This window comes from Pseudomonas lurida (genome assembly GCF_013522705.1).
GTDB lineage: Bacteria > Pseudomonadota > Gammaproteobacteria > Pseudomonadales > Pseudomonadaceae > Aquipseudomonas > Aquipseudomonas quebecensis.
In genome coordinates this window covers 50852-73663 of the sequence record NZ_JAAMRE010000007.1, presented here as the reverse complement: position 1 = coordinate 73663, position 22812 = coordinate 50852, and the positions used below count along the sequence as shown (strand labels likewise).

Sequence of the window (22812 nt, the reverse complement as noted above, 5' to 3'; positions counted from 1 at the left end):
CGGGGGCAAGCCCCCTCCCACATTCGACCGTATGCTTCCTGAATAAACGCGATCAACTGTGGGAGGGGGCTTGCCCCCGATAGCGGTCTCAATGACTACGAATATCTCAGCGCATGCGCCGGCTCGATCTTCGCCGCCCGGTACGCTGGGTAAATGGTCGCCAGAAAGCTCAGTACAAAGCCGGCCGAGCAGATCAACAGCACATCCCCGCCTTGCAGCTCGGACGGCAAGTTGCTGACAAAGTACACATCCGAACTGAAGATATGCTGCCCGGTCACGCGCTCCAGCCACCCCACCAGTTCACTCACGTTCAACGCCGCGATCACGCCGAGCACGCCGCCGATCAAGGTGCCGACGATCCCGATTACCGTGCCCTGCACCATAAAGATCGCCATGATCTGGCGCGGCGTGGCGCCGATGGTGCGCAGAATCGCGATGTCCGCGCCCTTGTCGTTCACCACCATGATCAACGTAGCGATGATATTGAACGCGGCCACGGCGACAATCATCAGCAGCAATAGGCCGATCATGGTCTTTTCCATTTTCATCGCGCTGAACAGACTGCCCTGAGTGTGGGTCCAGTCATCGGCCTTGTAGCCCGCGCCCAGGCTGGCGGCAATGTCCGCCGACACTTTGGGCGCGGCGTACAGGTCTTTCACCGCCAGGCGTACGCTCTGCACCTGGTTCGGCTGCCAATGTTGAATCTCGGCGGCGTCGGCCATGTTGATCAGGGCCATGGAGCCATCCAGCTCGGCGCCGACCTTGAAGATCCCCACTACATTCAACCGCTGCATGCGCGGGGTGATGCCGCCAGGCGCGCTGCTGAGTTCCGGCACGATCAGGGTCAGCTTGTCGCCCACATTGAGGCGGAAACGCCGCGCGGTGATCTCACCGACCACCACGCCGAACTCGCCGGGCCTCAGGTCTTCCAGTTTGCCGCGCACGATATGCTGGGCCACGATCGACACCTTGCCTTCCTGGGCCGGATCGACGCCGCTGATCTCGATGGGCTGCATGGCGCCCTTGTAGGAGAACATGCCGTCCATTTGCGTGAAAGGCACCGCAGCCGTGACCTGCGGGTTCTTCATCGCAGCGGCCGCCACCGGCTGCCAATCGTCGATCGGTTTTACGCCGACGACGGTCGCATGGGGCACCATGCCGAGGATGCGCGAACTCATTTCGCGCTGGAAGCCGTTCATCACCGACAGCACCACGATCATCGCCAGCACGCCCAGGGCGAGCCCGATCATGGACGTCATGGAGATGAACGACACAAAGCGATTGCGGCGCTTGGCGCGGGTATAGCGCGTGCCGATGAAAATCGATAACGGTCTGAACATTCGCGTGCACCGCCTGAAAAAATGAAAAAGCCCGACGCCAGGCGCCGGGCTGGAAAACGGGTCAGATGGCGACCAGATGACCTTCCTGCAGATGCAGCACGCGGTCCATCTGCCGGGCCATGCTCATGTCATGGGTCACCACCAGGAACGCGGTGCGCATCTGGGTGCTCAACTCCAGCATCAAGTCCTTGATGCCTTGGGCGGTGTGGGAGTCGAGGTTGCCGGTGGGCTCATCGAGCATCACCAGGCCGGGGTTGTTCACCAGGGCGCGGGCAATCGCTACGCGCTGGCGCTCGCCCCCGGACAACTCCGCCGGTTTATGCTCCAGACGGTGACCGAGGCCGACACGCTCCAGCAGCGCCGTGGCGCGTTGGCGGGCCTCGGGGATCGCGGTCTTGCCGATCAGCAACGGCATGCACACGTTCTCCAGGGCGGTGAATTCCGGCAACAGGTGGTGAAACTGGTAGACAAAACCCAGCGACCGATTGCGCAGCTGGCCACGGGCCTTCTCACCGAGAGCCGACAGCTCTTCACCGGCCAGCCACACACTGCCCTGGGACGGCGTATCAAGGCCGCCCAACAGGTTGAGCAACGTACTTTTACCGGAACCCGAACTGCCGACAATCGCCACGCGCTCGCCCGGGTGCAGTTCAAGCTGCAGGTTGGAGAGCACCACCACGGATTCCGGGCCTTCCTCATAGGATTTGCCCAGGTTACGGCAGCTCAAAATTGCTTTTTCACTCATGCCCGATTCACTCATAACGTAAGGCCTGTGCTGGCTGGGTGCGTGCCGCGCGCCAGGCTGGATACAGGGTGGCAAGGAAACTCAGGACCAACGCCGCCCCGCCCACCATCAACACATCCTGGGCCTGAACCTGGGACGGTAAGTAGTCGATGAAATACACGTCGGCGTTGAGAAATTTGTGACCGATCAGGGTTTCCAGGCCGGCGATGGCCGCGCTGACGTTGAGCGCGGCGAGGATGCCGACGGCGGTGCCGATCAAGGTGCCGACCACGCCGATCACGGTGCCCTGCACCATGAAGATCGCCATGATCTGCCCCGGCGTGGCGCCCAGGGTGCGCAGGATGGCGATATCGCCTTTCTTGTCGTTGACCACCATCACCAGGGTGGAAATGATGTTGAACGCTGCAACGGCGACGATCAGCAGCAGCAACAGGCCGATCATGGCTTTTTCCATGCGGATGGCCTGGTACAGGTTGCCGTGGGTGCGGGTCCAGTCGCGGGCGTAATACTCGGTTTCACCCAAGTGCTGGGCGATTTCCCAGGCACCGCGCGGCGCGTCGAACAGATCGCTGAATTTCAGGCGCAGGCCCTGCACCTGATCCGGCTGCCAGCGATGCAGGCGGGCCAGGTCGGTGAGATTGGTCAGGCCGAGGTAGCCGTCGATTTCACCGGCGCCGACGTGGAACGTGCCGACCACGGTAAAGCGCTTCATGCGTGGGAACATACCGGCCGGGGTGACCGTGACTTCCGGGGCGACGAAGGTGAGCTTGTCGCCGATGCCCACGCCGAGCTTGGCTGCGGCCTTGTCACCGATGACGATGCCAAAACTGCCGGGCGCCAGGTCGTCAAGCCTGCCCTGCAGCATGAACCGGTCGATGATCGAGACCTTGCGCTCCTGGGCCGGGTCGATGGCGTTGAGCAGGATTTTCTGCACCTTGCCATCATTGGTCAGCAACCCCTGCATCTGAGTGAACGGCGCAACGGCCACCACCTTGGGGTTCTGCTTGACCTTGTCGGCCAGGCTCTGCCAGTCGCCGATGGGCTCGCTGGCTTCGATGGTCGCATGGGGCACCATGCCCAGCACGCGGGTGCGCATCTCATGATCGAAGCCGTTCATCACCGACAGCACCACGATCATCACAACCACGCCCAAGGCGAGCCCGATCATCGAGGTCAAGGAAATGAACGACACAAAATGATTGCGGCGCTTTGCACGGGTATAACGCGTGCCGATAAATACGAAGAGAGGTCTGAACATGTCGGGGCTTGTTCGGAGGAAAAGAAGACGTCCCGGTGGCGGGGTCTGGTAAGCAGCTTTACACTCAGACCATTACCGCCAGCTGGGGTTCGCCATGACGACATTAGATGAAGAAGAGCGCCGCGAATACTACCGTATCGATGACATGATCGCACTTCAAATCAAAAGCCTGTCTGCCCCTGAAGCAGCCAGCAAGGAAGTATTGCTGGATGATTCACCGCTGTTCAACCTGCTCAGTGAATTGCACCTGAGCGAATTCGAAGCCCAGCACCTGTTGCGCCAGATCAGCGAGAAAGATCGCAGCCTGGCGGCGTTCCTCAAAGTCCAGAACAAACGCCTGGATCTGCTCAGCCAAATCATGGCCCGTGGCCTGTTGGACGAAGTCGGCGCCCCGCAGCCGGTGATCATCTCCGAAGGCGGTATCGACTTCCAGCACCCCTCATCGTTGCCTGTCGGCGCGCACCTGGCGGTCAAGCTGGTGCTGATGCCCCAGGCCCTGGGCCTGCTGCTGCGCGCCAAGGTTACCCATTGCGACGCCAAGGGCGAGGGCTTCGATGTGGGCACGGAATTCGAATCCATGACCGATGCCCAACGCCAGTTGCTGGCGCGCTACATCCTGCAGAAGCAAGCCCAGGAACGGCGCCTGGCGCGGGAAAAAAGCGACGCCCAGGCCACCTGATTCGTATACACCCCGCCGGACGATCCGGCGAAAAGGAGCAACTGTGACCCTGATTTACGGCCACCGCGGTGCCAAAGGCGAAGCACCGGAAAACACCCTGACCAGCTTTCAACAATGCCTCAAGCACGGTGTGCGCCGCTGCGAACTGGACTTGCACCTGTCCATGGACGGCGAGCTGATGGTTATCCACGACCCGACCCTCAAACGCACGGCTGACCGTCGCGGCAAGGTGGTTGACTATTCGGCAGCCGACCTGGTGAAAATGGACGCGCGCAAGGGCGGTCCCGGCTGGCTCACGCCCTGCCCCATTCCACGCCTGGAGGCGTTGTTCGAACAGTGCGACTTCGATCACTGGCAACTGGAAGTCAAAAGCGCCTCGCGCACTCGCGCGGCGACCACCGTATTGGCAATCCGTGAAATGGCCGTGCGTTTTGGCCTGATGGACAAGGTCACTGTGACCTCCAGCTCGCGGGAAGTGCTCAAGGCCGCCGTGGAGCTCACGCCGGACCTGTCACGCGGGCTGGTGGCCGAATACGCCTGGCTCGACCCATTGAAAGTCGCGCAGAACTACGGCTGTGAGTACCTGGCATTGAATTGGACGCTGTGCACCCCTGAACGCTTGCAGAAAGCCCAGCGCCAGGGGTTGCACGTGTCCGTGTGGACGGTCAACGAACCCGCGCTGATGCGCAGGCTCGCCGACTTCGGCGTCGATAGCCTGATTACAGACTTTCCCGGTTTGGCCACTGCCACCCTCGGGAATGGCTGAAATCGGTCTCCCCGGCCGGCTCAGGCCACCGGCCGGAGCCGCTCAAAAAAGCCGGTTGAGGCCGTCGTAGGCGGCTACCCGATAGGCTTCGGCCATGGTCGGGTAGTTGAACGTGGTGTTTACAAAATACTTGAGGGTATTTTGCTCGCCCGGCTGGTTCATGATGGCCTGGCCGATGTGCACGATCTCCGACGCCTGGTAACCGAAGCAATGCACGCCGAGGACTTCCAGGGTTTCACGGTGAAACAGAATCTTCAGCATGCCTTGCGGCTCACCGGCGATCTGCGCACGCGCCATGCTCTTGAAAAACGCCTTGCCCACTTCATAAGGCACCTTGGCCTTGGTCAGTTCGTGCTCGTTCTTGCCGATCGAGCTGATCTCGGGAATCGTGTAAATACCGGTGGGCACGTCGTTCACATACCGCCAGCTGCCGTTGTCGACAATACTGCCGGCGGCCGAACGCCCCTGGTCATGGGCGGCGCTGGCCAGGCTCGGCCAACCGATCACATCGCCGGCGCCATAGACGTTCGCCACACAGGTGCGGTAATTCTCGTCCACTTCGATCTGGCCACGGTTGTTGACCTTGACCCCGATGTTTTCCATGCCCAGCTTGTCGGTGTTGCCGGTACGCCCGTTGCACCACAGCAAGGCGTCGGCCTTGATCTTCTTGCCGGACTTGAGGTGCAGGATCACCCCGTTGTCCAGGCCTTCGACGCGCTCGTACTCTTCGTTGTGGCGCACGGTGATGTTGTTGTTGCTGAAGTGGTAACTCAACGCCTGGGAAATTTCCGAGTCCAGAAAGCTCAGCAACTGGTCGCGGTTGTCCACCAGCTCCACCAGTACGCCCAGGCCGCTGAAAATCGAGGCGTATTCACAGCCGATCACGCCGGCGCCGTAGATGATCAGTTTGCGCGGGGTGTGGCCCAGGCTCAGGATGGTGTCGCTGTCGTAGATACGCGCGTGGTTGAAGTCGATATCGGCCGGGCGATACGGGCGCGAGCCGGTGGCGATGATGATGTGCTTGGCCACCAGTTTTTCGACCACGCCGTTGGAACACACCACTTCGATGGTTTGCTCGTCGGCGAAGCTGCCGGTGCCGAAGAACAGGTCGACACGGTTGCGTGCGTAGTAACCGGTGCGCGACGCCACTTGCTTGGAGATGACTTTCTCGGCGCTTTTCAACACGTCCGGGAACGAAAACCAGCGCGGCTCGCCAATGGCCCGGAACATCGGGTTGGTGTTGAACTGCATGATCTGGCGCACCGAGTGACGCAAGGCCTTGGACGGGATGGTACCCAGGTGGGTGCAGTTACCGCCGACCTGGCGACGACTATCGACCATCGCCACCTTGCGCCCTGCCTTCGCGGCGTTCATCGCCGCACCTTCTCCAGCCGGGCCGGAACCCAGTACCACCACGTCGTAGTTGTAGACAGCCATGCGTACTCCTCAGAACAGGCCAGGCGTACGGTTGGACGCCGGGCTAAATCATGCCGCGGCCAGCGGTCATGAAGGACAATTTGGCTCAAGTGTGTGAACCGGGGCACAGTCTATAGAAGGCTCAACGCCGCGCACATTAACCCTTGGTCGCGTCGTAGGCCAACCTTGCCATACTACAGGACGCAAATCAGCGTCGATTTCAGGATGAGCATTATGCGACAACTATTTTTTTGTTTGATGCTGATGGTGTCGATCACCGCGCACGCCAGTGATGCTCAGCGGCTCAAGCAAGCGGCCTTCCCGGCGCAGGCTGGGGAACTGATCCTGAAAAACCAGGCGGTGCTCACCTATCTGTGGGCGGACGTGTATGCCGCAGCGCTGTATGCCCCGGCAGCGCTCAGCGCCAGGCACGCCTGGGACCAGCAGGCTGCACTGCGCCTGACGCTGTATTACTTTCGCGACATCGACCGCAACGACGTGATCAAGGCCGCCACGACCACTCTTGAACGCCAACAAACCAATGCTCGATTAAAGCCTGAGCTGGATAAGTTGCACGCCAGCTTTCGCGACATCCGCAGCGGTGACCGTTATGCCCTGGACTTTCATCCCGGTCGCGGTTTGAAGCTGGAGATCAATGGGCAAGTGGTGTTCATCAGTCGCGATGACGAACTGGCACGGGCCTACCTGGGCATCTGGCTCGCGCCTGGGGGGTTGTCGGATGAGTTGCGCGGCCGGTTGCTGAAGTGATGCGGCGGATGAACGATCGCCTTCGGGGGCAAGCCCCCTCCCATATTTGAATCTATTCCCACATCAAACCGTGGGAGGGGGCTTGCCCCCGATGAGGTATCCCAGACAACACAAAATCCCAGCCACAAAAAAGCCCCGAACCAGTCGGGGCTTTTTCATTCAGCGCAGAGGCTTAGCGCGGAAACGCCGGCGGGTTGACCCCGGCCATGTCTTCCATCACGCGAACCACCTGGCAGCTGTAGCCGAACTCGTTGTCGTACCACACGTACAGCACAACGCGGTTGTCCTGGGTAATGGTCGCTTCCGCATCCACCACACCGGCGTGGCGCGAGCCGACGAAGTCGGTGGACACCACTTCCTGCGAATTGACGAAGTCGATCTGCTTGTGCAGGTCGGAGTGCAGCGCCATGTAGCGCAGGTACTCGTTCATCTCTTCGCGGGTAGCGGCTTTCTCAAGGTTCAGGTTGAGAATAGCCATCGACACGTTAGGCGTCGGAACACGGATCGCGTTGCCGGTCAGCTTGCCGGCCAATTCAGGCAGGGCTTTGGCAGCGGCAGTGGCGGCACCGGTCTCGGTGATCACCATATTCAGCGCGGCGCTGCGGCCACGGCGGTCGCCTTTGTGGAAGTTGTCGATCAGGTTCTGGTCGTTGGTGTACGAGTGAACGGTTTCGACGTGGCCATTGACGATGCCGAACTTGTCGTTCACGGCCTTGAGCACCGGCACGATGGCGTTGGTGGTGCAGGACGCGGCCGACACGATTTTGTCGTCAGCGGTGATGTCAGCGTGGTTGATGCCATGCACGATGTTCTTGAGCTTGCCCTTGCCAGGCGCGGTCAGGACAACGCGGGCGATGCCCGGGCACTGCAAGTGCTGGCCCAGGCCCTCGGCATCACGCCATACGCCGGTGTTGTCCACCAGCAGGGCGTCCTGGATGCCGTACTGGGTGTAGTCCACCTCGGTCGGGTTCTTGGCGTAGATCACCTGGATCAGGTTACCGTTGGCCGTGATGGTGTTGTTTTCTTCGTCGATGGTGATGGTGCCGTTGAACGAACCATGTACCGAATCGCGACGCAGCAGGCTGGCGCGCTTGGTCAGGTCATTCTCGGCGCCTTTGCGCACGACGATGGCACGCAGGCGCAGGCCGTCGCCGCCACCGGTTTTTTCGATCAGGATGCGTGCCAGCAGGCGGCCGATACGACCAAAGCCGTACAGCACCACGTCGGTGCCCTTGCGGGCCGCGGCGCTCTGCTGGCCGACCACATCGGCCATTTCTTCACGCACGAACTGCTCGGCGCTGCGGCCGTTGGCTTCATTGCGGAATTTGTAGGCCAGTTTGCCCAGGTCTACCGATGCCGCGCCGAGCTTGAGCTCGCTCATGGCCTTGAGCAGGGGGAATGTTTCGTGGACGGAGAGTTCGCTGTCGTCGGCGGAGCGATGGCGAGCAAAGCGGTGCGCCTTGAGAATCGCGATGACTGACTGGTTGATCAGGCTGCGGCCATAGATCGAGCTGACCACATTGTTATTGCGGTACAGCTGACCGATGAGCGGGATCATCGCTTCTGCGAGTGCTTCACGGTCGATCCATTCACCAAGACACTGGTCGGGCTTCTGAGTCACGGGAACCTTCCACATGTAGGGGCTGAAAAAAGGGGCTACATTATGTCGCCCGACTGCCCGTTGAGCAATGCGCCGACACCAACAAAAAGCCCTTGCAAAAAACTACCACCACGCTACAGGCCAGGAAACACGCGGGTTCCAGAAGGCCACCATTGAGATGGTTGCGCCGACTTGTCCGTAACCCTCCGAAACATACGTGCTTTTCGGCACTACATATTGAGTCAAAACCCTGCATTGTTTGTCTTAGCCACTACATTTCCTACAAACCGTAATAGGCACAGTCAGCAACTGACAGGCGGCACCTGGGGCCGTTACAATTACCGACTTTGTCGCAACGCTTGGAGCTCAACCTTCCGTGCCCGTTCTGCGTCTACCGCAACTCCCTGCCGCGGCAGGTAAACAGCACTGGGGCAACCTGCCCGGTGCCGCCCTGAGCCTGGCCATCGCCGAGGCTGCCAGCGCAGCCAAGCGCTTTACCCTGCTGCTTACCGCCGACAGCCAAAGCGCCGAACGGCTGGAGCAGGAGCTGAGCTTCTTCGCCCCCGATTTGCCGGTGCTGCATTTTCCCGACTGGGAAACCCTGCCCTACGATCTGTTCTCGCCGCACCAGGACATCATCTCCCAACGCATCGCCAGCCTGTACCGCCTGCCGGAACTGGCCCACGGCGTGCTGGTGGTGCCGATCACCACGGCGTTGCACCGCCTGGCGCCGACCAGGTTCCTGTTGGGCAGCAGCCTGGTGCTGGATGTGGGCCAGAAGCTTGACGTGGAGCAGATGCGCACGCGCCTGGAAGCCAGCGGCTATCGCTGTGTGGACACGGTGTACGAGCACGGCGAGTTCGCGGTACGCGGCGCGCTGATCGACCTGTTTCCGATGGGCAGCAAGTTGCCTTATCGCATCGATCTGTTCGACGACGAAATCGAAACCCTGCGCACCTTCGACCCGGAAAACCAGCGCTCCATCGACAAGGTCGAATCGATCAAGCTGCTGCCGGCGCGGGAATTCCCGTTGCAAAAAGACGCAGTGACCCGCTTCAAGGCGCGTTTTCGTGAGCGCTTCGACGTCGACTTCCGCCGCTGCCCGATCTTCCAGGACCTGAGCAGCGGGATTACACCCGCCGGTATCGAGTACTACCTGCCGCTGTTTTTCGACGAAACCTCCACCCTGTTCGATTACCTGCCCCAGGACACGCAAGTGTTCTCGCTGCCGGGCATCGAACAGGCGGCGGAAAACTTCTGGAACGACGTGCGCAACCGTTATGAGGAGCGCCGCGTCGATCCCTCGCGTCCTTTATTGCCGCCCGCCGAATTATTCCTGCCGGTGGAAGACTGCTTCGCGCGCCTGAAAAACTGGCCGCGTGTGGTGGCCAGCCAGCAGGATGTGGACGCCGGTGGCGGTCGCGAACGCTTCCCCGCGCAAGCACTGCCCGACCTCGCGATCCAGGCCAAGGCCACTCAGCCGCTGGAAGCGCTGTCCACATTCCTTGGCGACTTCCCGGGCCGCGTGCTGTTTACCGCCGAATCCGCCGGGCGCCGCGAAGTGCTGCTGGAGCTGCTCGAACGCCTGAAACTGCGACCTAAAACCGTCGACAGTTGGCCGGACTTTGTCGCGGGCAAGGATCGCCTGGCGATCACCATCGCACCGCTCGACGAAGGCCTGCTGTTGAATGACCCGGCCCTGGCACTGATTGCCGAGAGCCCGCTGTTCGGCCAGCGCGTGATGCAGCGTCGGCGTCGTGAAAAACGCGCCGACGCCAACAATGACGCGGTGATCAAGAACCTCACCGAACTGCGCGAAGGCGCGCCGGTGGTGCATATCGACCACGGTGTGGGCCGTTATCTGGGCCTGCAGACCCTGGAGATCGACAACCAGGCCGCCGAATTCCTCACGATGGAATATGCCGAGGGTGCCAAGCTTTACGTGCCGGTGGCCAACCTGCACCTGATCGCGCGCTATACCGGCAGCGACGACGCCTTGGCGCCGTTGCACCGGTTGGGCTCCGAGACCTGGCAGAAAGCCAAGCGCAAGGCCGCCGAACAAGTGCGCGATGTCGCGGCCGAGCTGCTGGACATCTACGCCCGCCGCGCCGCGCGTGAAGGTTATGCCTTCGCCGATCCGAAGGCCGACTACGCGACCTTCAGCGCCGGTTTCGCCTTTGAAGAAACCCCGGACCAGCAAACCACCATCGAAGCGGTGCGCGCCGATATGCTCGCGCCCAAACCGATGGATCGCCTGGTCTGCGGCGACGTCGGCTTCGGCAAAACCGAAGTGGCCATGCGCGCCGCCTTCATCGCAGTGCACGGCGGCAAACAGGTGGCAATCCTGGTGCCCACCACCCTGCTCGCTCAGCAGCACTACAACAGTTTCCGCGACCGCTTTGCCGATTGGCCGGTGACCGTGGAAGTGATGAGCCGTTTCAAGTCCGCCAAGGAAGTGAACGCGGCCGTTGCCGACCTGGCCGAAGGCAAGATCGATATCGTGATCGGCACCCACAAGCTGCTGTCGGACGATGTGAAGATCAAGAACCTGGGGCTGGTGATCATCGACGAAGAACACCGCTTTGGTGTTCGGCAAAAGGAACAACTCAAGGCTTTGCGCAGCGAAGTCGACATCCTCACCCTGACTGCCACGCCGATTCCGCGCACGTTGAACATGGCGGTGTCGGGCATGCGCGACCTGTCCATCATCGCCACCCCACCGGCGCGGCGCCTGTCGGTGCGCACTTTCGTGATGGAACAGAATAAAAGCACGGTCAAGGAAGCGCTGCTGCGGGAATTGCTGCGCGGCGGGCAGGTGTATTACCTGCACAACGACGTCAAGACCATCGAGAAATGCGCCGCCGATCTCGCCGAACTGGTGCCCGAGGCGCGGATCGCCATCGGCCACGGGCAGATGCGCGAGCGCGAGCTCGAACAGGTGATGAGCGACTTCTATCACAAGCGCTTCAATGTGCTGATCGCCTCGACCATCATCGAGACCGGCATCGACGTGCCGAGCGCCAACACCATCATCATCGAGCGCGCCGACAAATTCGGCCTGGCGCAACTGCATCAGTTGCGCGGCCGGGTCGGACGCAGCCATCACCAGGCTTACGCCTACCTGCTCACGCCGCCGCGCCAGCAGATTACCGGCGACGCGGAAAAACGCCTGGAAGCCATCGCCAACACCCAGGACCTGGGCGCCGGCTTTGTGCTGGCCACCAACGACCTGGAAATCCGCGGTGCCGGCGAACTGCTGGGCGACGGCCAGAGCGGGCAGATCCAGGCTGTAGGCTTCACGTTGTATATGGAAATGCTTGAGCGCGCGGTGAAAGCCATCCGCAAGGGCGAGCAGCCGAACCTTGACCAGCCGTTGGGCGGCGGTCCGGAAATCAACCTGCGTTTGCCGGCGTTGATTCCCGAAGACTACCTGCCGGACGTGCACGCGCGGTTGATCCTGTACAAGCGCATCGCCTCGGCCACCGACGAAGAGGGCCTCAAGGACCTGCAAGTGGAGATGATCGACCGCTTCGGCCTGCTGCCGGAACCGACCAAGAACCTGGTGCGCCTGACCCTGCTCAAACTGCAGGCCGAGCAGCTGGGCATCAAGAAGGTCGACGCCGGGCCGCAGGGCGGGCGGATCGAGTTCGAAGCGCAGACGCCGGTAGACCCACTGGTGCTGATCAAGCTGATCCAGGGCCAGCCCAACCGCTATAAATTCGAAGGGGCTACGCTGTTCAAGTTCATGGTGCCGATGGAACGCGCCGAAGAACGCTTCAATACCCTGGAGGCGCTGTTTGAGCGCCTCATTCCGACACCTGTTTGAAGGACGCCCCAATGCGCCTGTTCCGCATTCTGAGCCTGTTGTTAGTGGTATTCGCGCCCGCGGCGTTCGCCGACAGCCCGTACCAGGTAGAAATGATCCTGGTGCGCCAGAATGCGGAGCCGGTAATCAACAGCCGCGCCGCGCCGGAAAACTGGGATGCCGGCGCCTCGCGCTTGGGCACTGACACCATGAGCCCGCCGCGCCTGAACAACATTGTCGACAAACTGAACGCCGATAACAGCTTCACCGTGCTGGCGCACAAGGCCTGGGAGCAGAACCTCGGCGAACAGCCGGTAAAAATCGCCGTCACCGATGGCCAGGAGCAGTTCGGTCAATTCCCCATCCAGGGCGTGCTGAACCTGCAACTGGGGCGCTTCACCGATATCGATGCGGATTTCTGGATCAACCAGTTCGACAGCAACGGCAGCGTCGTCGCCAGCGAGCACTTGTCGCAGAAGGACGTGCGCACCAAGAACAACCAGCTCAACTACCTTGACGGCGGCCATCTGGCACTGCTGATCAAGATCACTTCACTGACCGCCAAACCACCCAGCGCGCCGCCGCCCGAGCTGCAGGACTGATCCAGCGCCATGCCCCCGACGTCGTCGCTTACCAAACCACTGGCCCCTTCGTGGGCCAATCGCTTTAAAGAGCAAAGCCTGGAGCGTGGCCGGCGTTACGCGCTGGAAAACCGCGTACGTATCGTCGAGGCCGGCGACAGCACCATTATTGCCAGTTGCGAAGGCTCGGGCGGCAATGTGTACCGTCAGACCATTTCGCTGCGCGAGTCGGCCAAAGGCGCGCTGCTTTTGGTGGACAGCCGCTGCACCTGCCCGGTGCACAGCAACTGCAAACACATCGCGGCGGTACTGCTCAAGGTACAGGAAACCCTGGCCTACCCCGCCGCCGCCCAGGACGCCGAACTGCTGGAAAAACTCCAGGCTGTACTGGATAACCGCGTCGTACTGCCGCAAGTGCCGATGGACGACGTCCAACCGGTGCCGCGCCTGTGGCTGGCCAGCGCCGAGTTCAGCGCGTTCGAACCGCGCAACGGCAAGATGCAGCGTTATATCCAGCACCGCGCGGCGTTATCCTTCAACTACCTGGGCAACTATGTCAGCGGACAGAAAAACGCCGACATCATTGTGCGCCAGGACACCCAGAGCCTGCGGATCAAGCGCCACCCCGAGGTGGAACAGGCCTACCGCGAACAGCTGCGCCTGCTGGGTTTCAAGATCGCCACACGCCAGAGCAAAGCCTTGCCGGAAAGCGCCGGCGAACTGTTCGAGATGGTCAATGACAGCGCCTGGCTGAACTTCACCCTCAACGCCGCGCCGACCCTGCGCGCCGACGGCTGGGAACTGCAGATCGACGACGACTTCGGTTTCGACCTCAGCGCGGTGGACGACTGGTACGCCACCGTCGATGAAGGTCCCGAACGGGATTGGTTCGACCTTGAGCTGGGGATTATCGTCAATGGCGAGCGGCTGAGCCTGCTGCCGATCCTGCTGAACCTGATGCGCTCCCACACCGAGCTCCTCAACCCGGAGAAAATCGCTCGGCGCCGTGATGACGAGCTGGTCCTGGTGAATATCCCCGGCCTGCCCAATGGCGGGCATGGCCCGCTGCAAGTGGCACTGCCCTACGGCCGCCTGAAACCGGTACTGGCTACCCTCGGTGAGTTTTACCTGCAGGAGCCCGGCACCACCGCGCTGCGCCTGGCCAAGGCCGATGCGATTCGCCTCAACCCGCTGGAAGACCTGCCTTTGCAATGGGAAGGCGGCGAGAAGATTCGCAACTTTGCCCAGCGCCTGCGGGATATCAAGGACTTCACCTGTGTGGCGCCCGAAGGCCTGAACGCGACCTTGAGGCCTTATCAGCTGGAAGGTTTGAGCTGGATGCAGTCGCTGCGCCAGTTGGAGGTGGGCGGCATTCTTGCGGACGACATGGGCCTGGGTAAAACCCTGCAGACCCTGGCGCATATTCTCAGTGAAAAGGCCGCCGGACGCCTGGACCGGCCGTGCATGGTGGTCATGCCCACCAGCCTGATCCCCAACTGGTTGGACGAAGCGGCGCACTTCACCCCGCAACTCAAGGTGCTGGCGCTGTACGGCGCCACGCGTAAAAAACACTTCGCCAGCCTGCAGGACTACGATCTGCTGCTGACCACTTATGCGCTGCTGCCCAAGGACATCGAGCACCTGGCCGCCCTACCCTTGCATGTGCTGATCCTCGATGAAGCCCAGTACATCAAAAACCCTTCCAGCAAGGCTGCCCAGGCCGCGCGGGAGCTGAATGCCCGGCAGCGTCTGTGCCTGAGCGGCACACCGCTGGAAAACCACCTGGGCGAACTATGGTCACTGTTCCACTTTCTGCTGCCGGGTTGGCTAGGCGACGTCAAAAGCTTCAACCGCGACTACCGCGTTCCCATCGAAAAACGCGCCAGCGAGGTACGACTGCAGCACCTTAACGGTCGGATCAAACCCTTCCTGCTGCGCCGCACCAAGGAGCAGGTGGCCACTGAGCTGCCGCCCAAGACCGAGATCATTCACTGGGTCGACCTCAACGAGGCCCAGCGCGACGTGTACGAAACCATGCGCCTGGCCATGGATAAGAAAGTCCGCGATGAAATCACCCGCAAAGGCGTGGCGCGCAGCCAGATCATCATCCTTGAAGCACTGTTGAAGCTACGCCAGGTGTGCTGTGACCTGCGCCTGATCAACGATGCGACCCTGCCCACTCGTGGCAGCAGCTCGGGCAAGCTCGACAGCCTGATGGAAATGCTCGAAGAACTGTTTGAGGAAGGCCGCCGGATCCTGTTGTTTTCCCAGTTCACCTCGATGTTGAGCCTGATCGAAGTGGAGCTGAAAAAACGCGGTGTCGCTTACGCGCTGTTGACGGGCCAGACTCGCGACCGGCGCACACCCGTGAAGGATTTCCAGAGCGGCAAGTTGCAGATTTTTCTGATCAGCCTGAAGGCCGGCGGTGTGGGTCTGAACCTGACCGAGGCCGATACCGTGATTCACTATGACCCGTGGTGGAACCCGGCCACGGAAAACCAGGCGACCGACCGTGCTTATCGCATCGGCCAGGAAAAACCGGTCTTCGTGTACAAAATGATCGCGCGCGGCACCGTGGAAGAGAAAATCCAGCACCTGCAGAAGGAAAAATCCGACCTGGCGGCGGGGGTGCTGGATGGACGGACCACGGGAGATTGGCAGTTGGGCAACGAGGATATCGAGGCGTTGTTTGCGCCGTTGCCCAATAAGCAGGAAAAGCGCTAGATCAGCTGTGCATCCCGCAAAGCGCCAAGTGCGGTGAGCCAGCGCGGATCCTGTTTGTAGTCAGTCGAAGCAATCGCCTGCCCACGCATACGCGCGATGCGGGCCGATGGCGTGACCTTCATCCGCTGCGCCGCACTCAGCGCCAACTCAGCCGCCGCACGATCGTTACACACCAGCCCCATGTCACAACCGGCGGTCAATGCCGCCTCGATCCGGCTGGCCGCATCGCCGACCACATGGGCACCGGCCATCGACAGGTCATCGCTGAAAATCACCCCATCGAACTGCAACTCGCCGCGCAGGATGTCCTGCAACCAGCGGCGTGAGAAACCGGCGGGCTGGGCGTCCACCTGCGGGTAGATAACATGCGCCGGCATCACTGCCGCCAAGTGCTTGCTCAGGCGTGCGAAAGGCACCAGGTCATTCGCGCGAATCTGCTCCAGGCTGCGTTCGTCATTGGGAATTGCGACGTGGGAATCCGCCTCAGCCCAGCCGTGGCCGGGAAAGTGTTTACCGGTGGCGGCCATGCCGGCGCTGTTCATGCCACGGATAAAGGCACCGGCGAGCACGGCGGCGCGCTCGGGGTTGCCCTCGAAGGAACGGGTGCCGACCACGGCGCTGCGCTGGTAGTCCAGGTCCAGTACCGGGGCGAAGCTCAGGTCGAGACCCACCGCCAGCACTTCAGTGGCCATGATCCAGCCGCACTGCTCGGCCAGGTACTCGGCGTTGGGGTTGTCCGCCAACGCGCGCATGGCCGGCAGGCGCACGAAGCCTTGGCGCAGGCGCTGCACGCGCCCGCCTTCCTGGTCGACCGCCAGCAGCAGGTCCGGGCGCACCGCCCGAATGGCCGCGCTCAACTCACGGACCTGGCGTGGATGCTCGATATTGCGCGCAAAAATGATCAAGCCGCCCACCTCCGGCTGGCGCAACAGGTGGCGATCCTCAGCCGTGAGCCAAGTACCGGCCACGTCGACCATCAAAGAACCTTGCAGGGCAACTGTCATAAACCTTCCTTAAATAACGCACACAACCCGTTGCGCTCACTCGGTGCAAGGCACGCGGTGAGCACAACGGGTTGCGAATAATCAGCAGACATGAACATGGCGGCTAGCTTAGCGGATGCCAGTGGCCGCGCACACCCAGGGAGATCAAACCTTGGCGGGGGTGGGCACGGTTTTGCTGCGTGGGCGCAGTTGCGCGGCGGCCATGGTCGGGTCGGTCACGCCGGTTTCAGCGCGCATGCCGGCGGCAAGGAACGGCACCATCAGGCGCATGACTTGCTCGATGGAGGTATTGACGCCGAAATCAGTCTCGGCAATTGCACGCAACGCCTTGATGCCGGACATGCTGAACGCCGCGGCCCCGAGCATGAAATGCACGCGCCAGAACAATTCGATCGGCGGAATACGCGGCGCGGCTTCGTTGACCAGCAACATATAGCGGCGAAAAACCTTACCGTACATATCTTCCAGGTACCGCCGCAGGTGGCCCTGGCTCTGGCTGAACGCCAGGCCGAGCAAGCGCATGAAGATCGACAAGTCATTGCCGCTGCGCGGTTGCACCACGAGCGCTTGCTCGACAAGAATTTCCAGCAGTTCTTCCAGGCTAGGCTTGTGATCGGCCTTGGCCTGGCGGCGCTCGAGCTCACGGTCGAGGCTGGCGCAGAAAGGCCCCAGGAAGCGCGAGAACACCGCCTGGATCAGGGCCTTTTTCGAGCCGAAATGGTAATTCACTGCCGCGAGGTTGACCCCGGCCTTGCTGGTAATCAGCCGCAATGAAGTTTCAGCAAATCCTTTTTCCGCGAACAATTGCTCGGCGGCATCGAGAATGCGTTCAACGGTTTCCGACTGGGCCATGGCTACTCCGCCTGACAAACACTTGTTTGAAACATACGTTTCAGGTTGTGTCTTGTCAAGCCTGGCAGGCCGTTTTCCGGCCGGGCAGTCATCGCTCCAAGCGCCATTTAATCACATCCGAACGGGTCTGTAGGTAGCGCTATCCAGCGCTTGTAGGAAGGATGCATCACGACCGTCCAGCGGAGTGCTGAAAAAGGATGATTGCCAAGCGCAGTTCACTGTATATAATCCCAGTCACTGTATAAAAAGACAGAGCGATCAACATGCTAAAACTGACGCCACGCCAAGCTGAGATTCTGGCTTTTATCAAGCGCTGCCTCGATGACAACGGCTACCCGCCGACGCGAGCGGAAATTGCGCTGGAACTGGGGTTCAAGTCCCCCAACGCCGCCGAAGAACACCTAAAGGCCCTCGCACGCAAAGGCGCGATCGAGATGACCCCAGGTGCTTCGCGAGGCATTCGCATCCCAGGCTTCGAGGCCAAGGCCGACGAGTCGACATTGCCGATCATCGGGCGCGTCGCCGCCGGTGCGCCGATCCTGGCGCAGCAACACGTCGAAGAGTCCTGCAATATCAACCCGACCTTCTTCCATCCTCGCGCCGACTATTTGTTGCGAGTACATGGCATGAGCATGAAGGACGTCGGCATCTTCGACGGCGATCTACTGGCCGTGCACACCACCCGTGAGGCCCGCAATGGCCAGATCGTCGTGGCCCGTATCGGCGATGAAGTCACCGTCAAACGCTTCAAGCGCGAAGGCAGCAAGGTCTGGCTCCTGGCCGAGAACCCTGAGTTCGCCCCGATTGAAGTGAACCTGAAAGATCAGGACCTGGTGATCGAAGGCTTGAGCGTCGGCGTCATTCGCCGCTAGAGGAGGCACCATGCAGCTCGTACACACCCCACAACACACCCAACTGTCGCTGTTCGAGGCCTTCATGGCCCATCCCCTTGCGCCGATCCTCAAGGAAACGGTCGAGGCGCCCTGGAACGTCGAACCCGAGGCGTTCAGTGAGCTGTCGTTGCGCGGTGCTGCCGAGAGCTGCCTGAACCTGTTGGCGCCTATCCTGCGCAACTTGAGCGAAGAGCAGGACGCCCGCTGGCTGACCCTGATCGCCCCGCCCGCCAGCCTTACCCAGGCCTGGCTGCGGGAAGCCGGCCTCAACCGCGAACGTATCCTTTTGCTGCAACCGCGCGGCACACAAAGCGCTCAACAGCTGACGTGCGAGGCATTGCGCCTGGGCCGCAGCCACACCGTGGTCAGCTGGCTAAACCCATTGAGTGCCGCCTCCAGGCAACAACTGGTCAACGCCGCGCGCGTCGGCGATGCGCAGAGCCTGAATATTCGATTGGGATGAAGATTCCCCCACGCGGGCCATCCTCAGGAGGAGGCTCGTTGTGGTGGAGGGTGAAGGTAGGCGTGAAACGATGTGAGTGGTGAGCCTGCTTAATACCCCACCACAACACTATACGGCTTGAACAATCAGTGAAGTACTCGCGGTCCGTCTTCTTTCTCCGGCTCGCCTTCGGCCAGTCGCCCCGCCATCTGCACACCGACGCTCAACATGGCTTTTGCCACTTCCACATGCTGACCTTGCAGAAACACCTTGGCGTCCTCGGAAAAATCCAGAATAACCAGAGAGCCCTCGTCCTCAGCCCGGCGCAGTTCGATTCGGCCGTCAGGCAGTTCAACAATTTCCAGAAAGGACGTCGGCATAAAATCTGTTCTCCACGAAAGGCCGGGATTATATCAGTCATCCGCCCGGCCTCGCTGCGGATCTGAACAGGTTTCTTTACGGCTTGATAAACGGTGCTTTTTAAGTAAAAGCCGCTATTAACACTCGTTGAGCCCTTCACGAAAGCGCAGTGCCATCTTTTTCAGCGCTTGCCGCCAGCCTTCCAGCTCTTCCCGACTCAGGGGCTTGGGCTCCTCCTCTTCCAGCGCGACCGCTACGATCAGCGGTTGAGTGACGTCGCCTTTAGGTACATGGGGGACGCGGGGCGGCTGGAACATATCAGCATGGGCCTTGAGCAAACGCGCCACCCAGCTGTCGGGACTCTGAGCCATTTCTACCAGCTCGGCTAATTCGGGAATGGCCATGGACGCCAGCACTTCACTGTTCATGATCATTTCGGCACGCGGCGAACCCGCCTGGGGTAAGCGGTAGAACCCGGCGATTTCATGGCACAGCCCCAGCAAGGCGCCGTACAAGTGGAACAACGCCGCTTCTCGCCCCGCCTGGACCAGCGCGATGGCGTTCATCTCCTTCCCTTCCTCGGCACGACCGAGGGCTTCCAGGGACAAACCCGCGAAGTAAATTTTCTGATTGGTACGGGTATAGAGTTCGTGGGCCATAACGGCAATCTCCACAACGAATTAGGCGTGATGCTGGCTGAACAGTGTCACGGATCAGCCGAATCGACCGCAAGTGCAATAACCGCTGCTTGTGCAGGTCGGAACTCTACTTTCAGAAACCAAAAAAATCCAAATGTGGCAGGGGCTTGCCCCTCCCACACTGGATCTTCAGTGCATGCGAAAGATCAAGCGCCCTGGCGCTTGTCCTCGACCTTCCACTTGCCACCTTCGTAGAAGGCTTTCCAGCCGGTCGGCTTGCCATCCACTTCGGATTGCACGTACTGCTCCTTGGTCTTGCGGCTGTAGCGAATCACCGCTGGGCGACCGTCCGGGTCCTTCTTCGGTGCTTCACACAGGAAGTGGTACTTCGGATCGATCTCGTCCTTGTGCGGCACGATCTCCATCACCAACGGCGCGCGGGTCTCGCGGTTTTTCGGGAACTGACTGGCCGCCAGGAACAAGCCCGAGGCACCATCACGCAGGATGTAAGTGTCGTTGACCTTCTCGCACTTGAGCTCCGGCATTTTCACCGGGTCCATCTTCGGCGGCGCCGCGTCGCCGCTTTTCAGCAGTTTGCGGGTGTTTTTGCACGTCGGGTTGGTACAGCCGAAGAACTTGCCGAAACGGCCGGTCTTGAGCTGCATCTCACTGCCGCACTTGTCGCATTCCAGGCTCGGACCTTCGTAGCCCTTGATGCGGTAAGTGCCCTCTTCGATCTCGTAGCCGTTGCAATCCGGGTTGTTACCGCAGATATGCAGCTTGTGCTTCTCATCCAACAGGTAAGCATCCATCGCCGTGCTGCAGATTGGGCAGCGATGCTTGCCGCGCAGGACCAGCGATTCGGATTCACCTTCGTCGTCGGCGGCGATTTCATCGCCCGGCACCAGGTTGACCGTGGCCTTGCAGCGTTCTTTCGGCGGCAGGCTATAGCCCGAGCAGCCGAGGAACACACCCGTGGACGCCGTGCGAATCTGCATCGGACGACCGCATGTCTGGCATGGAATGTCCGTCATCACCGGCTGGTTGGCACGCATGCCGTTTTCAGGGCTCTCGGCCACTTCGAGTTTCTTCTTGAAGTCGCCGTAGAACTCGTCCAGCACGTTTTTCCAGTCGCGCTCGCCCTGCGCCACATCGTCCAGGTTCTCTTCCATGCCGGCGGTGAAGCCGTAGTCCATCAGGTTGGAGAAGCTCTCGGAGAGACGCTCGGTAACGATGTCACCCATCTTTTCCGAATAGAAACGACGGTTATGCAGCGCCACGTAGCCACGGTCCTGGATGGTGGAAATGATCGCCGCGTAGGTCGACGGACGACCGATGCCGCGTTTTTCCATCTCTTTGACCAGGCTGGCTTCCGAATAACGCGCCGGCGGCTTGGTGAAGTGCTGGGACGGGTCAAGCTTGATCAGCTTCAACGTGTCGCCCTGGGCCATGTCCGGCAGCACATCGTCGTCGCCAGGCTTGGCGATCTGCGGCATCACGCGGGTGTAACCGTCGAACTTGAGGATACGGCCCTTGGCGCGCAACTCGAAATCCCCGGCGCCCACGCTGACGGTGGTGGACAGGTATTGCGCCGGCAGCATCTGGCAAGCCAGGAACTGGCGCCAGATCAGCTCGTAGAGGCGCTCAGCGTCGCGTTCCATGCCACTGAGCTTGCTTGGCTCGGTGTTGGCGTCGGAAGGACGAATCGCTTCGTGAGCCTCCTGGGCGCCTTCCTTGCTGCTATAGACGTTAGGCTTTTCCGGCAGGTACTTCTTGCCGAACTCGCTTTCGATATAGGTACGCGCCATCGCCACCGCATCCTGCGACAGGTTGGTGGAGTCGGTACGCATATAAGTGATGTAACCGGCTTCGTACAGACGCTGGGCCATCATCATGGTTTTCTTCACACCGAAGCCCAGGCGGTTGCTCGCGGCCTGTTGCAGGGTGGAGGTGATGAACGGTGCCGACGGCTTGCTGCTGGTAGGTTTGTCTTCACGCTTGACGATGCTGTAGCTGGATGTCTTGAGCTTTTCCAGCGCGGCCATGGCCTGGGCTTCGTTCAGCGGCTTGAAGGCTTCGCCTTTCTCACGAGCCACTTCGAAGCGCACATTGGCGCCCTTGGCGGTGCCCAGGTCGGCGTGGACTTCCCAGTACTCTTCAGGGATGAATGCACGGATCTCGCGCTCACGTTCCACCACCAGTTTCACGGCTACAGACTGCACACGGCCGGCGGACAGGCCACGGGCGATCTTGGCCCACAGCAGCGGCGAAACCATGTAACCCACCACGCGGTCAAGGAAACGCCGCGCCTGCTGGGCATTGACGCGGTCGATATCCAGCTCGCCGGGCTTGGAGAAAGCTTCCTGGATGGCTTTCTTGGTGATCTCGTTGAACACCACGCGCTTGTAGCGGCTGTCGTCACCGCCGATGGCTTCCCGCAGGTGCCAGGCAATGGCTTCCCCTTCGCGGTCCAAGTCCGTCGCGAGATAGATGGTGTCAGCATCCTTGGCGAGCCGACGCAGCTCTTCGATCACCTTTTCCTTGCCCGGAAGGATTTCGTACTTGGCCTTCCAGCCATGATCCGGATCGACGCCCATGCGCGAGACCAGCTGCTTGCGCGCTTTCTCCTTGGGGCTGAGTACCGGACCTTCGCCTGCGGCGGCCTTGCCGCGCTTGGCGGCAGGCTCCTTGCTGGCGCTAGCCGAACCGCTGGTGGGCAGGTCTCGGATATGGCCGATACTCGACTTCACCACGTACTCGTTGCCCAAGTACTTGTTGATGGTCTTGGCCTTAGCCGGGGATTCCACAATGACCAGCGATTTGCCCATGGATCGGAAAATTCCTGAATTCGAGAAGTGAAAGGCAGTTGGCGCCTGACGCGGCAACGCTATATATAGTGGCAACCGGGTGAGGTCAAGCGCAGCATTCTGCGCGGCCTACG

Annotated in this window: 18 protein-coding genes; 8 read left to right on the top strand and 10 right to left on the bottom strand. The window is 61.0% G+C overall.

Annotation, left to right across the window (positions count from 1 at the left end; genetic code table 11):
- Positions 1 to 95: 95 nt before the first annotated feature.
- The 3 genes from G7025_RS08375 to G7025_RS08365 all read right to left on the bottom strand — a co-directional run bounded on the left by G7025_RS08375 (position 96) and on the right by G7025_RS08365 (position 3343).
- Entirely contained in the window at positions 96 to 1340 is a 1245-nt protein-coding gene (locus G7025_RS08375) for a lipoprotein-releasing ABC transporter permease subunit (RefSeq protein ID WP_083377897.1), read from the bottom strand.
- A 61-nt stretch (positions 1341 to 1401) separates the two neighbouring features.
- Positions 1402 to 2085 (bottom strand): lipoprotein-releasing ABC transporter ATP-binding protein LolD, encoded by a 684-nt coding sequence (gene lolD / locus G7025_RS08370; protein WP_162830773.1) that lies wholly within the window; start codon positions 2083 to 2085, stop codon positions 1402 to 1404.
- 7 nt (positions 2086 to 2092) lie between these two features.
- Positions 2093 to 3343, bottom strand: a complete 1251-nt coding sequence (locus G7025_RS08365) for a lipoprotein-releasing ABC transporter permease subunit (protein ID WP_181078081.1) — start codon at positions 3341 to 3343, stop codon at positions 2093 to 2095.
- Positions 3344 to 3437: 94 nt separating this feature from the next.
- On the opposite strand from G7025_RS08365, the gene G7025_RS08360 reads away from it, so the two are divergent.
- Entirely contained in the window at positions 3438 to 4022 is a 585-nt protein-coding gene (locus tag G7025_RS08360; RefSeq protein WP_181078079.1) for a PilZ domain-containing protein, read from the top strand.
- A gap of 43 nt (positions 4023 to 4065) precedes the next feature.
- Entirely contained in the window at positions 4066 to 4788 is a 723-nt protein-coding gene (locus G7025_RS08355) for a glycerophosphodiester phosphodiesterase (RefSeq protein WP_181078077.1), read from the top strand.
- Positions 4789 to 4830: 42 nt separating this feature from the next.
- On the opposite strand, the gene sthA is transcribed toward G7025_RS08355, so the two are convergent.
- On the bottom strand, positions 4831 to 6225 hold the full coding sequence (gene sthA, locus G7025_RS08350; protein WP_181078076.1) for a Si-specific NAD(P)(+) transhydrogenase: 1395 nt from the start codon (positions 6223 to 6225) through the stop codon (positions 4831 to 4833).
- A 213-nt stretch (positions 6226 to 6438) separates the two neighbouring features.
- On the opposite strand from sthA, the gene G7025_RS08345 reads away from it, so the two are divergent.
- On the top strand, positions 6439 to 6972 hold the full coding sequence (locus G7025_RS08345; RefSeq protein WP_181078074.1) for a chalcone isomerase family protein: 534 nt from the start codon (positions 6439 to 6441) through the stop codon (positions 6970 to 6972).
- A gap of 172 nt (positions 6973 to 7144) precedes the next feature.
- On the opposite strand, the gene G7025_RS08340 is transcribed toward G7025_RS08345, so the two are convergent.
- Positions 7145 to 8608: a glyceraldehyde-3-phosphate dehydrogenase gene (locus G7025_RS08340; protein WP_181078073.1), complete on the bottom strand. Its 1464-nt coding sequence runs from the start codon at positions 8606 to 8608 to the stop codon at positions 7145 to 7147.
- A 340-nt stretch (positions 8609 to 8948) separates the two neighbouring features.
- Between G7025_RS08340 and mfd the strand changes: the two genes are divergently transcribed.
- From mfd to G7025_RS08325, 3 genes are read left to right on the top strand one after another with little or no spacing between them, the layout of a single operon-like run.
- Positions 8949 to 12398 (top strand): transcription-repair coupling factor, encoded by a 3450-nt coding sequence (gene mfd, locus G7025_RS08335; protein WP_181078071.1) that lies wholly within the window; start codon positions 8949 to 8951, stop codon positions 12396 to 12398.
- An 11-nt stretch (positions 12399 to 12409) separates the two neighbouring features.
- Entirely contained in the window at positions 12410 to 12979 is a 570-nt protein-coding gene (locus G7025_RS08330) for a CsiV family protein (RefSeq protein WP_181078070.1), read from the top strand.
- Positions 12980 to 12988: 9 nt separating this feature from the next.
- The gene (locus G7025_RS08325) at positions 12989 to 15682 is read left to right on the top strand and encodes a DEAD/DEAH box helicase (RefSeq protein WP_181078068.1); all 2694 of its coding nucleotides are present in this window, start codon (positions 12989 to 12991) and stop codon (positions 15680 to 15682) included.
- Here G7025_RS08325 and nagZ read toward each other — a convergent pair.
- Together nagZ and G7025_RS08315 are read right to left on the bottom strand one after the other, a co-directional pair.
- Complete coding sequence (nagZ, locus tag G7025_RS08320; protein WP_181078066.1) at positions 15679 to 16686, bottom strand: beta-N-acetylhexosaminidase; 1008 nt, start codon at positions 16684 to 16686, stop codon at positions 15679 to 15681. The two genes, G7025_RS08325 and nagZ, sit on opposite strands and share 4 nt — an antisense overlap.
- A gap of 144 nt (positions 16687 to 16830) precedes the next feature.
- Complete coding sequence (locus G7025_RS08315) at positions 16831 to 17538, bottom strand: TetR/AcrR family transcriptional regulator (RefSeq protein WP_181078064.1); 708 nt, start codon at positions 17536 to 17538, stop codon at positions 16831 to 16833.
- A gap of 263 nt (positions 17539 to 17801) precedes the next feature.
- Between G7025_RS08315 and lexA the strand changes: the two genes are divergently transcribed.
- Together lexA and sulA are read left to right on the top strand one after the other, a co-directional pair.
- A complete protein-coding gene (gene lexA, locus G7025_RS08310; protein ID WP_003172575.1) occupies positions 17802 to 18410 on the top strand; it encodes a transcriptional repressor LexA in 609 nt (202 codons plus the stop codon).
- Between the two features lie 10 nt (positions 18411 to 18420).
- Positions 18421 to 18894, top strand: coding sequence for an SOS-induced cell division inhibitor SulA (gene sulA / locus G7025_RS08305; protein WP_181078063.1), 474 nt, complete (start codon positions 18421 to 18423; stop codon positions 18892 to 18894).
- A 125-nt stretch (positions 18895 to 19019) separates the two neighbouring features.
- On the opposite strand, the gene G7025_RS08300 is transcribed toward sulA, so the two are convergent.
- The 3 genes from G7025_RS08300 to topA all read right to left on the bottom strand — a co-directional run bounded on the left by G7025_RS08300 (position 19020) and on the right by topA (position 22699).
- Positions 19020 to 19253 carry a hypothetical protein gene (locus G7025_RS08300; protein WP_010212068.1) on the bottom strand — a complete coding sequence of 78 codons (234 nt, stop codon included), beginning with the start codon at positions 19251 to 19253 and terminating at the stop codon, positions 19020 to 19022.
- A 117-nt stretch (positions 19254 to 19370) separates the two neighbouring features.
- Positions 19371 to 19892 (bottom strand): DUF6586 family protein, encoded by a 522-nt coding sequence (locus tag G7025_RS08295; protein ID WP_181078061.1) that lies wholly within the window; start codon positions 19890 to 19892, stop codon positions 19371 to 19373.
- 185 nt (positions 19893 to 20077) lie between these two features.
- Positions 20078 to 22699 (bottom strand): type I DNA topoisomerase, encoded by a 2622-nt coding sequence (topA, locus tag G7025_RS08290; RefSeq protein ID WP_181078059.1) that lies wholly within the window; start codon positions 22697 to 22699, stop codon positions 20078 to 20080.
- Positions 22700 to 22812 lie beyond the last annotated feature (113 nt).